Here is a 12,606-nt window from a genome sequence, read left to right as displayed (position 1 = left end):
TGCGGTCCGCCCGCGATGCTGGCCGGTGTCCGGTCGCGTCTGCGGTCCCTCGGCTTTCCCGCCGCCCACGTCCACACGCCGGTCACCTTCACCCGCTGACTCGCGATCGCGTCAGAACGTGTCGCCGAATTCGCGGACCCCGTCGACGTCCAGCGTGATCCGGTCGTTCTCGGTCCACTGGCCTGCGGGAGCGAGCCAGCTCGGGTCGTCGCGCTCGTCGATGTCGCTCCAACTGTGCCGGTGGTGGCGGAGCTGGATCGGCCCGGTCGACGCGCCCGGGGCGAGCGTCCCGCCGGTGAAGGTCAGCTCGACCCAGCCGGGGATCGTGGTGCCCGGGACCGGATAGCCGGGCGGCGTCCCCGGCGGGACGAAGAACAGCACTGTCTGCCGGACCTTGTCGCAGCCCAGCGCGGCCCAGTCGCAGTTGGTCACCAGCGAGGTGTTGCCGCCCTCGAAGCGCAGATGGTAGCGCACCCGGACGGTACTCAGGTCGAGCGGCCCGCCGCCGGTGTTGGTGACCTGGAGGACGTACTGGATCTGGTTGTTCGTCGGTGACCAGTCCAGGTTGCGGTAGCTGACCGTGGCCCGGCCGGCGGCGGTGCGGACGGTCGTCGTGGGGGAGCTGTCGGAGTAGCCGCCGGGCGCGCGGGCGGCGACCGCGATCCGGTACGTCGTGCCGGGCGCCAGGTCGGTGAGCATGAGGGTGGTGGCGGTGGTGGTGCCGAGGAGGCGGTACGTGTAGGGGCCCAGCGGCGCCTGCACCTCGTAGCTGATCGGACCGTCGCCGGTCGGCTCACCCGCCCAGGCGGCCGGCGCCCAGGTCAGGGTGAGCTGGTGTGGCTCGTTGGCCAGCACCGTCGGGCTGCCGGGGGTGGTCAGCGCCGGGGTGTCGTCGGCGCGGGCGGAGGCGACGGTGAGCAGGCTCGCCAGCACGGCGAGGGCGACGACGGCGGTGACGCGGCGGGCACGCATGGCCGAATCGTAACTGTGATTAACGAAGGTCTATCAGATTTTCCCACCTGGCGGCGTCAGCGCCCGGCGAGCTGACTGCCTCGGGTCTTTCGCACTTGGCGCTGGTTCAGGACTTGTGTCTATTTAGAATACGGCTGAGCCTCGGTGTAGGCATCTGCGGCTCTGGCGCCTAAGTTCAGATACCAATGATGGCCTGACCGGCCAACGTTGCTGTACGAAGTGTAAAGCAGTGACTGGGATAGCAGCGAGAGCAGGTATTGCTTATGAAAAATCTGACGATGGAATGGGTCTAAGCAGCCAACAGCTGCGGCGCGTATCGCTTGAACCGTAAGAGTGGAGGTCGACTCATCTGCTGCTGAAGTCACCGTCGGGCTTTCTTTCAGCAGTGCATGGGTGAGGGCTTTGCTTTGCGAATCGGGCATTCCATCTCGAACCGCCGACAGGACGGAAGAGAGGAGGAGGGCGGCCAGATCTCGTGACAGGGGGGCAGACGGATTGTATCCGGAGAGATCGATAAGGCGGATATCGTGAGCCGTGACCTTCGGATCCATTGTCGGAGGTACAAGAATGTTGTCTAGGTGCAGGTCTCCGTGGCTGTGCCCTGATATGTACTCGACTGACTTGGCGCGGAGGTGGGATCTGCCGGCCAGACGCTGAAGCAGCCCCGATGGCAGCATGCCTACTTGAATCACCGGGTCGGCCGCGTCGCTTTGGGTGTACGAGGGGCCGGTTTGACCGATCCGCGTCCCGGCGGCATCATCTTCTTGCGGTGTGCAGCCCAATTCGAGGCGGATGAAGCTCCTGGCGGAGGTGGTTATCCGTCTGAGACTCCCAGGATTGTTCCATTCTCGGAAAACTAGTCGGATGGTTGCCGTGGCCGCTTCCCGCTGGAGAGTAGTCGGCAATTCTCCCAATGTCCTGGCGTCCAGAAAAGCCTTGGGCGATTCCAGGAACATGATGGTGCGTCCGTCCTTCATGGCAACCGGAGGAAAGAGTTGCATGAAGAGATGCTGACCTGCGAACGCTGGTGCGTTTAGCCAGGCTCGTTCATGATTCTCTGGCTCGTTCGCTGGGCTTCCCTGGGCGCAGACCTTCATCAACGTGTCAGTCGGCTTGGCGGCCCTCCGGCTGGAGGTGATCTGGAGCCGCACCAGCAGTGCTCCACTGCCGCCACGTCGGCGCCAAGGCACTCCGGGAACGTCTACGGCAAGCGATTGATCTTGTGCCCACGCTTCGAGAGCCCGCAGCACCTCTGAGTCGCCAACATATCGGTCCAGGTCAGCGGCGTATTGACCGAGTTTCTGGTTCATCGGCACCGATGTTACTCAGGTCTTCGGGCAATCCTCAATCCTGCAGTCGCTCGGTATAGTGCCCGCATGCCTCCGCCTGAGCCCCTGTTCGTCAAAGCTCAGATCACGCCTTCGGCGCTGACGACGCTGAAGGCCATGTCGGTTTCACACGCGCGAGTTCGCGTTCTAGCGAGTGTTCGGCTCGCGTTGTCGGCGGTTATTGCCGTAGCTGGTGCGGTGGTCACCGTGACAGCACTTCCCGCAGCATGGATAACCGTGCTCGGTGCTGTGTGGGCGGGTGTGTATTCGATTGGTCTCGCATCATGGGTCGAGATGGAGTTAAATCGCGCTGCCAAGCTCCAGGAGATGTTCGAAGCGGAGCTGTTCGGGTTGGGTTGGAACACGGTCCTTGCGGGCCCCGTGGTTCGCTCGGAAGATGTCAGTCGGCTGAGCGGCAAGTTTGCGAGACGGAAAATCTCCGATGACTGGGATCACGTGCCGAACCTTCCGCGTCCCTTCAACGTCCTCGCTCGTCAGATCCAGAATCTCGGATGGGGTTCGAGGATTCGACGGCGGTACGCGAACGTGATTCAGGGAGTCTTGTTGGTGTGGACCCTCGCTGGCGCGGTAGTGGGATTTATCGGCGATTTTACTGTAGGTGAAATCGTGCTGCGATGGTACATTCCATCGCTGGGTGGGCTATTGCTGGGGATAGATGTTGTTCGTCAGCAACGAGCGATCGCGAAAGATCGCGAACGTGCGTGTGTATTTGCGGAGGAGGAGGTCCTGAAGGCTGCGACGAAGGCCGCTGGAGCGCTGCCGGACGCCGACTTGATATTGCTGTCGCGGCAGGTGCAAGATGTGCTCTTCAGGACACGTTGCCAGGCCCCGCGAGCGCCCAGTGGAATCTTCTACCGTGCCTTCTATGGCAATGACGAGATCGACTTCCGGGCTCCGGTTCAGCGGCTGGCGATGGCGCTCGCCCCTCCGGGCGGCACTGATGGCGTAACAGGTGATCCTGGCCTGATGTCCCCGCTCCCTGAGAGACGGAATCCATAACTCAGGTGAAGTCGAGTCCGAGTCGTGTACGCGTTTGAGCACCGCTTCTTTCACACTCGGCAAAGGCAGGCCCGCGTACCCGGCTGGTTCTTCCGACGGTTCCATGCCGCCGACCGGGTCGGCTTCCAGGCCGCGATGGTGAGCCTCGCCGAGTTGCTGGGCGCTCGCCCGCCGGCGGCTCGCACCGGCTGACGTCGCCTTCCGGGAGGCTATGGGACTCGGCTCACGAACCGCCTTGGCGCTGGATCCGTCCGTCGCCGGAGACCTTGGCCCGGCCCTGGTCGCGTTCGGTGCCGGCGGGGCCGGTCGCTGTACGGCGGTGCCGTTGGTCTGGCGAATGCTCAACTGTCGAACCCTGGCGGCCCGGAGCGCCGCTGCCCGGATGGCGCCGACCTCGCGCCGACTCGCCACCACTGTCGTGTTTGTTCTGCTTGTGGCTACCCATGCGGCACGCGTACCCGGTCGCCGGGCGGCTAGTCGTGAGCCCGCTCCCGGTTGATACCGCGATATGGCGTCAGCGGTCCGCAGGTGGGCGTCCCCGTCCGTAGCGTCCGACGGCAGGCGCAGGATCGAAAGGGGGCGGCCATGCAGGTGACCGGAGATGTGATGGTGTCGGATGAGGTCCCGGTGGCGGTTCGCGTCGACCGCTGGCGGGGTGGGCTGCCGCCGGATGCCTGGCCCGACAGCCTCCCGTCGACCGGCGTGATCTGGCGGCGGGACGCGTTTGCGGTCGCCGAGGCGTACCGGGCCGGGTCGGCGAGCGCGCGGCAACTGCTGGCCGCCGTGCTGGCCTGGGCCTACGGGCCGATCGGCTACGGGCCGTGGCGTGCCGCCAGGTCGCTCGCCGCTGACCCGCAGGGCACGCGCCTGGCGTACGCGCTCGAGGGCGTGTCGGGGCCGACGCCCGACGACGTTGCGCTGGGTAGGGCGTACCGGCGCTTGCGTGACCCCGACCAGGCTCGGCTGCCGTGGTTGGGGCCGGGCCTGGTCACCAAGGTTCTCTACTTCGTCGGCTACCGGCGTGGCGTCGGCGGGGTGCAGCCGTTGGTTCTCGACCGCGTCGTGGCCAGCCGTCTTCCCGCGGAAGCCGGTGTCCACCGGCCAAACGGCTGGTCGGCCGAGGAGTGGCTGGCCTATCTGCGCTGGGCGGCCGAGCAGGCCAACAGCCACGGTGTGGAAGCGGACGCGGTGGAGATGGCACTACGCCGTGGCGCGGAGGCGCTCGTCGAGGGCGTCGAGGTCGGGGACGAACCAGATGTGCCCGGCCTGGTTCGATTCGTGCACCAGAGCCCGTAGTGCCGAGCTGTCGTCCAGGTGTGCCGAGATGTCACCGACGATGGCCAGGCGCAGCCGGTAGTTGACGAACTTCTGCATCACGTCGCCGGCGAAGCGGGTGCCCAGCGAGAAGAAGCGTTCGTCGAGTCGGTTGGCGGGCACGGCCACCACCTGCGCGCCGGCGAAGGCCGCGCCGATCAGGTCCAGCGCGTCCTGTTCGGTGGCGACGATCGGGCCGGCCGGGTCGCAGACCAGCACCGGCACCCCGGCGCGTTCCTGGATCTCGTCAGGCATCGTGGACCTCCCGGTCGATCAGGCCGTTGTCGGCGTTGAGGACGGCGTCGAGCAGGTGCAGCACCTCTGCGGTGCCGGCGGGGTCGCCGAGGATGATGATCTTCAGGCGGCGGCGGTCATCGTCGTGCACGGTCTGCACCCGCAGCGGCCGGGCCGGGTCGTGTCCGGTGTTGACGCTGGCCAGCACGAGCGTGCCGAGCCGGTCGGCGGCGGCCCGGTCGACACCGTCGATCTGCACGATGCTCGACACCTCCGCCTGGCCGGCCACGTTGGGGGCGGGCGGCCGTCCGGTGAACGCGTCGAGATCGCTGGCGGCGATCCGGTACTGCTTGCCGATCCGCACGGCGCGCAGCCGGCCGGAGCGGATGTAGCCGCGCACCGTCCGCACGTGCAGGCCGAGCCGGTCAGCAACCTGTTCCACCGAGTACATTTCTTCCGTCATCGTTCCCTATCCTAACCCCATGGGGAAGGATAGGGATTCATGGGATAGCCGTTGCTTGTTGGCAGTCACAGCGAGACGCTCAGCGTCGGTGGGGTCCAGTACCGTCTGGGAACCATGGACGCGCGGGTCGGCGACGCCATCATCGGGCGGGATCACCCCGCGGGTCTGCTGCGCGCCGAGTTGGATCGGGCCGCCACGAGCCACGGCGGTTTCGTCCTGGTCACCGGCGAGCCGGGCATCGGCAAGACCACCCTCGTCACGTCGGTGGCGCGGGAGGCCCGCCAGCGTGGCGCGCTCGTGCTCGGTGCGGCCTGCTGGGATTCCGACAGCGCCCCCGGCTACTGGCCCTGGGTGCAGGTCCTGCGTGCCCTGCGCCGCTCCGCCGACGACTGGGCGCTCGCCCGACCGGACGCCGAGCCGGCCCTCGCCGCCCTGCTCGGCGAGACCGGCGGTGACGTGCCCGGCCTCGCCGCCACCTGGACCGCTCCGCCCGGCGGCAGCCACGTCGCCGAGCAGGAGGCGTTCGCCCTGTACGACGCGGTGACCGCCGCGCTGGTCGCGGTCTCGGCACACCGGCCGGTGGTGGTCGTCCTCGACGACCTGCACTGGGCCGACCCGGCCTCGCTGCGGCTGCTGGCGTTCGCCGCGCAGCACACCTGGTTCGAGCGGCTGTTGCTGATCGGCACGTACCGCGACGCGGAGGTCGAGGCGGGCGAGCACCCGCTGCGTCCGCTGCTGATGCCGCTGGTCGCCAAGGCCACCACGATCACCCTCACCGGCCTCGCCCGCGACGAGGTGGCCGCGTTGATGGCGCGTACCGCCGGACGGGAGCCCGACGCCGACCTGGTCGACGAGGTGCACCGGCGTACCGGCGGCAACCCGTTCTTCGTCGAACAGACCGCCCGGTTGTGGCATGCCGACGGCACGACCGGCACCATCGCGCCCGGCGTACGGGAGGCGGTGCGCCAGCGGCTCGACCAGTTGCCCGCGACGGTGGTCGAGGCGCTGACCGTTGCCGCCGTGCTCGGCCGTGAGTTCCACCGGGAGGTCCTGGCGGCCAGCGCGGCGGCTCCGGCGGCCCAGGTCGACCGGCTGCTCGACCAGGCGGTGACCGCCCGGCTGGTGGTGGCTCGCAGCAGTGGCCGGTTCGCCTTCGCCCACGACCTGGTCCGGGAGACCCTCTACGACGGGCTCACCGCCGACGACCGGCAGGCCCGCCATGCCGCGGTGGTCCGTGCGGTGGACCCGCCGACGGCCCTGACCGACCGGCTGATCCCGGCCGACCTGGCCCGACACGCCTACCTGGCCGGCCCGTCGCTCGACCGGGCCCGGGTCGTCGAGCTGCTGGTCGCCGCCGGGCGGGACGCGTTCGCCCGGCTCGCGGCCGACGAGGCCGGGGTGCACTTCCGCCGGGCGTTGGAGATCGTCGAGGACCCGGCGCAGCGGGTCCGGCTGCTCGTCGACTTCGGTGAGGTGCAATATCACCACGCCGGTCGGGACGAGGCCGTACGCCTGCTCGCCGAGGCCGCGACGCTGGCCCGCACCCTCGACGACCCGCTGCTGCTGGCCCGCGTCGCGCTCACCGTGCACCGGTCGCGCCAGGTCGACACCATCCGTTCGGTCGACACCGCGAACCTGGTGCGCGAGGCGTACCAGCGGTTGATCGGCGAGCCGTCGGCCACCGCGTCGGTGGCCACGCTGGTGGCCGATCTGATCACCGCTACGGAGACCATCGCGCGTTCCGGCCGTGACGACGAGGCGCTCACCTTCAGCCTGTGGGCGCGTCACGACACCACCTGGGGTCTGGGCACCGCGGCGGCGCGAGCCGCGCTCACCGCCGAGATCAGGGAGGTGGCCCGTCGCTCGGGCGACCGGGAGACCGAGTTGTGGGCCACCTCGCTGCGCTGGGTGGCGTTGCTGGAGCTGGGCGACCCCGGGTTCGTCGAGGAGTTCACCGCCTTCGTCACCGTGGGTCAGCAGGGCGACCTGGCCCGTCCCCGCATGGCGGCTGCGGTCGACGGCGGGATCATCGCGGCGTTCCGGGGCGACTTCGCCGAGGCCGACGAGCGGTTCACCGTCATCACCGACCTGTCCGACCCAGGGCACGCCGAGTTCGCCTTCATGGGTCATCACCTGCGCTGGGCCCGGCTGCTGTTGCAGGGGCGGTTCGACGAGATCGACGCGCTGCTGCACGAATGGGCGCCGACCGACTACCCCTACCGGGAGCTGCTGTCCGCGATCACGGCGGCCGAGCGCGGCGACGACGAGACGGCGGTGCGGCTGACCGCCGTCATCGAGGCCGCCGACATCCACTACCCGCGCCCGGTGTCACCGCTGTGGCTGCGCCTGCGGGCGCAGGCCGCCGCCGCGTCCCGCGATCCGCAACGCTGCCGCGACGCGCGTGCCGCGCTGGCCCCGCACCGAGGGCAGTGGGCGGTCGGGCTCTTCGGCTGCGACATCAGTGGGCCCGTCGACCACTGGCTCGCCGTGGTCGACGCCGCCGAGGAACGCTGGGACGACGCCATCGCCGGATTCACCGCGGCCCGCGAGGCCGCCGACCGGATGGGCTTCCGCCCCTGGTCGCTCATCGCTCGCGCCGGGCTGGTGAACGCCCTGGCCGGCCGCGACCACCCGGGCGACGCCGCGACGCGTGCCGAGCTGCGCGCCACCACCGCACGGGAGGCCACCGCCCTCGGCATGCGACAGGTGCTCCTGCGGCTCGCCGTCCCGGGAACGGCCGACGCCGAGCCGGACCAGGTCGCCGACCGGGGCGACGACGCCGGGCCAAACCACGTCGGCCGTCCGGGCCGCAGCACCGAGCCGGGTCGCACCGCCGAGCCGGGTCGCACCGCCGAGCCGGGCCGGACCACCGAGCCGGGCCGGACCACCGGGCCGGGTCGCACCGCCGGGCCGGACCGCGTCGCCGGCCGGGGCGACGACGCGGGGCCGGACCGGGTCGGCCTTCCGGGCCGCACCTTCGAGGTGGGCCAGGTCGTCGGGCGGCGTGAGGTGACGCTGCCCGACTCGACGACCGAGGGGTACGCCTTTCGACGCGACGGTCCGGTCTGGCGGCTCGCGTACGCCGGAGTCGTGGCGCATCTGCCCGACGCCAAGGGCCTGCACGACCTGCAGCTGCTGCTGAGTCGGCCCGGCAGCGACGTGCCGGCGGTGGAGCTGCTCGATCCGGCCGCCGGGCCGGTGTTGGCGGCCGCCCGCCGGATGGGCGGCGATCCGGTCCTCGACGACGAGGCGAAGGCCCGCTACCGGCGGCACCTGACCCGCCTCGACGACGAGATCGACCGCGCCGCCGCACGCGGCGACGAGGCGAAGGTGGTCGCGCTGGACGCCGAGCGCGGCGCGCTGCTCGACGAGCTGCGCGCCGCGGCGGGGCTGGCCGGCCGCAGCCGACGCCTGGGCGACGAGGCCGAACGCGCCCGCAAGACGGTCACCGCGCGGATCCGCGACACGTTACGCAAGCTCGACGACCGTCATCCCGCGCTCGCCAACCACCTGCGCGATTCGGTCACCACCGGCGCCACCTGCCGCTACCTCCCGCAGACCCGCCCACCCTGGCGCCTCTAACCCACCCCACCGCCGCGATCTTGCACTTTCGGTCCCCGAAATAGGGGGTTTCGCCACTCTTGTCGGGGCAGCAAGTGCAAGATCGCGGCGGTAGGGGACGGGAGGGGTCAGCGGCGGTTGTACTTGTACATGGTCAGCGTGCCGAAGACGAGCACGAAGCCGACGCTCCACACCAGCAGCCACATCGTGGCGGACGGGTCCGACTCGCCGGCCATCACCGCGCGCACCGAGGCCACCAGCTGCGTCACCGGGTTGACCTTCACGAACGCCTGGAGCCAGCCGGGCATGGTGCTCGGCTCGACGAAGACGTTGCTGAGGAACGTCAGCGGGAACAGCACCATCATGCTGACCCCCATCACCGACTTCTCGCTGCGCAGGATCAGTCCGAAGAACGTCCACACCCACGAGAACGCGAACGAGAAGATCACCAGCAGCCCGATGCCGCTGGCCACCCCGACGACGCCGCCGGCGGGTCGGAAGCCGAGCGCCAACCCGACGCCGAGGATGACCAGGGCGGCGAGGACGTAGCGCAGCACGTCGCCGAAGATCATGCCGACCAGGGCGGCCGGCCGCCAGACGGGCAGCGTCCGGAAGCGGTCGAAGATGCCCTTCTCGATGTCGGTGTTCAGGCCGACGCCGGTGTACATGGTGATCATCACGACGCTTGTCACCATGATGCCGGGCAGGAAGAACTGCAGGTAGTCACGCGGGCTGTCGGCGAGGGCGCCGCCGAACAGGTACGTGAACATCAGCACCATGATGATCGGGAACGCGGTGACGTCGAAGAGCTGCTCCGGCACGTGCTTGATCTTCAGCAGGGCCCGCCAGCCGAAGGTGAGCGACGCCCCCAGTGCGCTGGGTCGGGCCGGCCGCGCGCCCGGCGCGAGGACTGTCGCCAGCGCCTCGGCGGACGGTACGTAGACCGACGGCGCCCGTTCGGTAGTGGTGGTGGTGTCGCTCATCGGGCTGCCTCCAGCTCGTCGTCGCGCTCGTCGGCCGACACGGCCGGATGATCGGTCAGGGCCAGGAAGACCTCGTCCAGGCTCGGCTGACCGAGGGAGAAGTTGTCGACGACGATGCCGGCGCGGGCCAGGTCACCGAGCGCGCGGGCGGCCTGCGCGCTGGCGTCGAGGTCGCTGCCCGCCTCGCCGACCCGGGCGGTCAACGCGACCGGATCCGCGGCGAGCTGCACGGGCACGTTGAGGGCCTCGCGGAGCACCTTTTCGGCCTGCGGCCGCTGACCGGGGTCGCGCAGTCGCAGGTGGACGGTGCCGGAGCCGACCGACGACTTCAGCTCGCCCGGGGTGCCCTCCGCGATCACCCGGCCGTGGTCGACGACGGCGATCCGCCCGGCGAGCTGGTCGGCCTCGTCGAGGTACTGCGTGGTCAGCAGCACCGTAGTGCCGTGCGACACCACAGCCCGGACGATCTCCCACACCTGGTTGCGGCTGCGCGGGTCGAGACCCGTCGTCGGCTCGTCGAGGAAGAGCAGGTCAGGCGTGTTGAGGATGCTCGCGGCGATGTCGATGCGCCGCCGCATCCCACCGGAGTACTTCTTCACCTGCCGGTCGCTCGCCTCGGTCAGCCCGAACGCGGCGAGCAGCGCCGCCGCGCGCTCGCGGGCGGCCGGCTTGCGCAGGCCGAGCAGGCGGGCCAGGAGCACCAGGTTCTCCGTGCCGGTCAGGTCCTCGTCGACGGAGGCGTACTGGCCGGTGAGGCTGACCCGGCTGCGGACCTTGTCCGCCTCGGTGACCACGTCGTGCCCGAAAACCCGGGCGGTGCCGCCGTCGGGGCGCAGCAGCGTCGCCAACACCCGGACCGCTGTGGTCTTGCCCGCCCCGTTCGGGCCGAGCAGGCCGTAGACGGTGCCGGCGGGCACCCGCAGGTCCATGCCGGCCAGCGCCCGGGTCTCCCCGAACGAACGGGTGAGCCCCTCTGCCTCGATGGCCAGGCCGGTGGAGCGTCTGTTCATCATCCCTACCTCTCGTCCGATGGCCGGCGACGTCGTGGTCGGTGAGGTCAACGACGCCGCCCACCACAGGGCGCGAGGTGACGACCGCCCGCCCGCTAGATCGGAACTAGCGGGCGCTGTTCCGGGCCGGAATGTCGGTGGGATCGGCTTGACTGGGGTCGACGAGGGGGGCGGAATGACGCAGGTACGCATCGAACCGTGGCACGAGGATGATCTCGACCTGCTGCGGCAGCTCAACTCACCTGACACGCGCAGGCACACCGGCGGCCCGGAGACCGACGAGCAGGTGCTCGCCCGCCACGACAGGTACGTGCACTTCGCCGAGGGCGGGCAGGGGTGCATGTTCACAGTGGTACTGCCGGACGGCGCGCGGGCGGGCAGCGTCGGCTACTGGGCCCGCGAGTGGCGCGACCGACAGGTGTACGAGCTGGGCTGGGCGGTGCTGCCCGCGTACCGGGGAATGGGGCTGGCCACCGGCGCGGTGCGCGCGGCTCTCGACGTGGTTCGCGCCCGACGGGACCGGCGCTACGCGCACGCGTACCCGTCCGTCGACAACCCCGCCTCGAACGCGGTCTGCCGCAAGGCGGGCTTCACTCTGCTCGGAGAGACGAATTTCGAGTACCCACCCGGGCACCTGATGCGTGCCAACGACTGGCAGCTCGACCTGACCGCCCCGCCGACCGACGACTGAGGTCGGCGGGGCGGTCGCCGCGGGTCACCAGGTGGTGTCGAGGCGGTGCCGCTGCTCGGCGGTCAACTCCAGCTCCACAGCGGCCAGGCTCTCCTCGAGCTGGGCCACCGAGGAGGCCCCCACCAGCGGAATCGTCGGCAGGTCACCGCCCAGCAACCAGGCGAGCACCACCTGGTTCACCGTCGCGCCGGTCTGCCCGGCCACCTCCCGCAGGGCGGCCAGCCGCCGGGGCGCGCTCGGCAGGTCGTACTCCGCGCCCAGCGGCCTGTCCGCCCGCGTGAACGCCCCCTTGAGCAGCGGCGAGTACGCCACCAGGGTCAGCTGCGGCTCGGCGCGCAGGTAGCTGAGCAGGTCACCGCCGGCGGCGCCCGGGTCGCCGTCCGGGTCCAGTTCGCTGGCCACGTCGGTGCGCCGGGGCAGGTAGCTGTGGTGGTACTGGAGCACCTCGTACCCCGGGAGGCCGGCGGCTGCGGCGAGCGCGCGGGCCCGCTCCACCCGCCAGGCCCGGTGGTTGCTCGCCCCGAGCAGGCCGACAGTGCCCTCGGCGACCAGCTCGGCGAAGCCCTCCACGGTCTCCGCGAGCGGCACCGTGCGGTCCTCGATGTGTGCGTAGAGCAGGTCCAGCCGTTCCACGCCGAGCCGGTCACGGCTGCGCTCCGCCGACTCGCGGATCACCTTCGCCGACAGGCCCTCGGCGTTGTCCAGGTAGCTGGTGCCGGGGGTCAACGGACGGGCACCCAGCTTGGTGGCGATGACGATCTCGGCGCCGATGCCCCGGCTGCGCCGCCACCGCCCGAGCAGCTCCTCACTCTGGCCGCCCTGCGAGCCGTCGACCCAGAACGCGTAGTTGTCCGAGGTGTCGATGAAGGTGCCGCCCGCCTCGACGTACCGGTCGAGGATCGCGTACGAGGTGGCCTCGTCGGTGGCGCTGCCGAACAGCATGGCCCCGAGACTGAGCACGCTTACCTCGCGCCGGGTCGCCGGGTCGGTGCCGATCGTGCGGTACCGCATGGGGATCTCCTTTCGTGCG

General features: G+C 70.2%; 12 protein-coding genes. 5 read left to right on the top strand and 7 right to left on the bottom strand.

The features are described from left to right. Positions 1-111: 111 nt before the first annotated feature. Both ACLQ27_RS17165 and ACLQ27_RS17160 read right to left on the bottom strand, forming a co-directional pair. Positions 112-972, bottom strand: a complete 861-nt coding sequence (locus tag ACLQ27_RS17165; RefSeq protein WP_357573230.1) for a cellulose binding domain-containing protein — start codon at positions 970-972, stop codon at positions 112-114. 119 nt (positions 973-1,091) lie between these two features. Beyond that, positions 1,092-2,282, bottom strand: coding sequence for a hypothetical protein (locus ACLQ27_RS17160; RefSeq protein ID WP_357573229.1), 1,191 nt, complete (start codon positions 2,280-2,282; stop codon positions 1,092-1,094). Between the two features lie 66 nt (positions 2,283-2,348). Here ACLQ27_RS17160 and ACLQ27_RS17155 point away from each other — a divergent pair, with 66 nt between their 5' ends. From ACLQ27_RS17155 to ACLQ27_RS17145, 3 genes are all read left to right on the top strand, one after another. After that, entirely contained in the window at positions 2,349-3,320 is a 972-nt protein-coding gene (locus ACLQ27_RS17155; protein WP_357493898.1) for an S-4TM family putative pore-forming effector, read from the top strand. Positions 3,321-3,344: 24 nt separating this feature from the next. Beyond that, entirely contained in the window at positions 3,345-3,512 is a 168-nt protein-coding gene (locus ACLQ27_RS17150; protein ID WP_357493900.1) for a hypothetical protein, read from the top strand. 393 nt (positions 3,513-3,905) lie between these two features. Beyond that, entirely contained in the window at positions 3,906-4,616 is a 711-nt protein-coding gene (locus ACLQ27_RS17145; RefSeq protein ID WP_357573228.1) for a hypothetical protein, read from the top strand. Here the strand turns inward: ACLQ27_RS17145 and ACLQ27_RS17140 are convergent. Continuing rightward, the gene (locus ACLQ27_RS17140) at positions 4,521-4,889 is read right to left on the bottom strand and encodes a DUF4180 domain-containing protein (protein WP_357573227.1); all 369 of its coding nucleotides are present in this window, start codon (positions 4,887-4,889) and stop codon (positions 4,521-4,523) included. The two genes, ACLQ27_RS17145 and ACLQ27_RS17140, sit on opposite strands and share 96 nt — an antisense overlap. Continuing rightward, positions 4,882-5,331, bottom strand: a complete 450-nt coding sequence (locus ACLQ27_RS17135; protein WP_357573226.1) for a helix-turn-helix domain-containing protein — start codon at positions 5,329-5,331, stop codon at positions 4,882-4,884. Before ACLQ27_RS17135 ends, ACLQ27_RS17140 begins: the two co-directional genes overlap by 8 nt. Before the next feature lie 114 nt (positions 5,332-5,445). On the opposite strand from ACLQ27_RS17135, the gene ACLQ27_RS17130 reads away from it, so the two are divergent. Beyond that, entirely contained in the window at positions 5,446-8,913 is a 3,468-nt protein-coding gene (locus ACLQ27_RS17130; protein ID WP_357573225.1) for an ATP-binding protein, read from the top strand. A 107-nt stretch (positions 8,914-9,020) separates the two neighbouring features. Here ACLQ27_RS17130 and ACLQ27_RS17125 read toward each other — a convergent pair whose 3' ends face one another. Both ACLQ27_RS17125 and ACLQ27_RS17120 read right to left on the bottom strand, forming a co-directional pair. Continuing rightward, on the bottom strand, positions 9,021-9,875 hold the full coding sequence (locus tag ACLQ27_RS17125) for an ABC transporter permease (RefSeq protein WP_357493910.1): 855 nt from the start codon (positions 9,873-9,875) through the stop codon (positions 9,021-9,023). Next, positions 9,872-10,885 carry an ATP-binding cassette domain-containing protein gene (locus ACLQ27_RS17120; RefSeq protein ID WP_357573224.1) on the bottom strand — a complete coding sequence of 338 codons (1,014 nt, stop codon included), beginning with the start codon at positions 10,883-10,885 and terminating at the stop codon, positions 9,872-9,874. Before ACLQ27_RS17120 ends, ACLQ27_RS17125 begins: the two co-directional genes overlap by 4 nt. 175 nt (positions 10,886-11,060) lie before the next feature. On the opposite strand from ACLQ27_RS17120, the gene ACLQ27_RS17115 reads away from it, so the two are divergent. After that, positions 11,061-11,576, top strand: coding sequence for a GNAT family N-acetyltransferase (locus ACLQ27_RS17115; protein WP_425867575.1), 516 nt, complete (start codon positions 11,061-11,063; stop codon positions 11,574-11,576). A 24-nt stretch (positions 11,577-11,600) separates the two neighbouring features. Here the strand turns inward: ACLQ27_RS17115 and ACLQ27_RS17110 are convergent, their stop codons facing one another. Further along, a complete protein-coding gene (locus ACLQ27_RS17110; RefSeq protein WP_425867573.1) occupies positions 11,601-12,587 on the bottom strand; it encodes an aldo/keto reductase in 987 nt (328 codons plus the stop codon). Positions 12,588-12,606 lie beyond the last annotated feature (19 nt).

Origin of the sequence: Micromonospora sp. DT63, assembly GCF_049841615.1 — a bacterium.
Lineage (GTDB): Bacteria > Actinomycetota > Actinomycetes > Mycobacteriales > Micromonosporaceae > Micromonospora.
The sequence above is the reverse complement of the archived record's forward strand: the minus strand, read 5'-3'. Positions and strand labels throughout refer to the sequence as shown.

What these genes read in the sequence shown, in the direction of transcription:
- ACLQ27_RS17165 (WP_357573230.1), bottom strand. Translation starts at nt 972, where the DNA reads ATGCGTGCCCGCCGCGTCACCGCCGTCGTCGCCCTCGCCGTGCTGGCG.
- ACLQ27_RS17160 (WP_357573229.1), bottom strand. Translation starts at nt 2,282, where the DNA reads ATGAACCAGAAACTCGGTCAATACGCCGCTGACCTGGACCGATATGTT.
- ACLQ27_RS17155 (WP_357493898.1), top strand. Translation starts at nt 2,349, where the DNA reads ATGCCTCCGCCTGAGCCCCTGTTCGTCAAAGCTCAGATCACGCCTTCG.
- ACLQ27_RS17145 (WP_357573228.1), top strand. Translation starts at nt 3,906, where the DNA reads ATGCAGGTGACCGGAGATGTGATGGTGTCGGATGAGGTCCCGGTGGCG.
- ACLQ27_RS17140 (WP_357573227.1), bottom strand. Translation starts at nt 4,889, where the DNA reads ATGCCTGACGAGATCCAGGAACGCGCCGGGGTGCCGGTGCTGGTCTGC.
- ACLQ27_RS17135 (WP_357573226.1), bottom strand. Translation starts at nt 5,331, where the DNA reads ATGACGGAAGAAATGTACTCGGTGGAACAGGTTGCTGACCGGCTCGGC.
- ACLQ27_RS17130 (WP_357573225.1), top strand. Translation starts at nt 5,446, where the DNA reads ATGGACGCGCGGGTCGGCGACGCCATCATCGGGCGGGATCACCCCGCG.
- ACLQ27_RS17125 (WP_357493910.1), bottom strand. Translation starts at nt 9,875, where the DNA reads ATGAGCGACACCACCACCACTACCGAACGGGCGCCGTCGGTCTACGTA.
- ACLQ27_RS17120 (WP_357573224.1), bottom strand. Translation starts at nt 10,885, where the DNA reads ATGAACAGACGCTCCACCGGCCTGGCCATCGAGGCAGAGGGGCTCACC.
- ACLQ27_RS17115 (WP_425867575.1), top strand. Translation starts at nt 11,061, where the DNA reads ATGACGCAGGTACGCATCGAACCGTGGCACGAGGATGATCTCGACCTG.
- ACLQ27_RS17110 (WP_425867573.1), bottom strand. Translation starts at nt 12,587, where the DNA reads ATGCGGTACCGCACGATCGGCACCGACCCGGCGACCCGGCGCGAGGTA.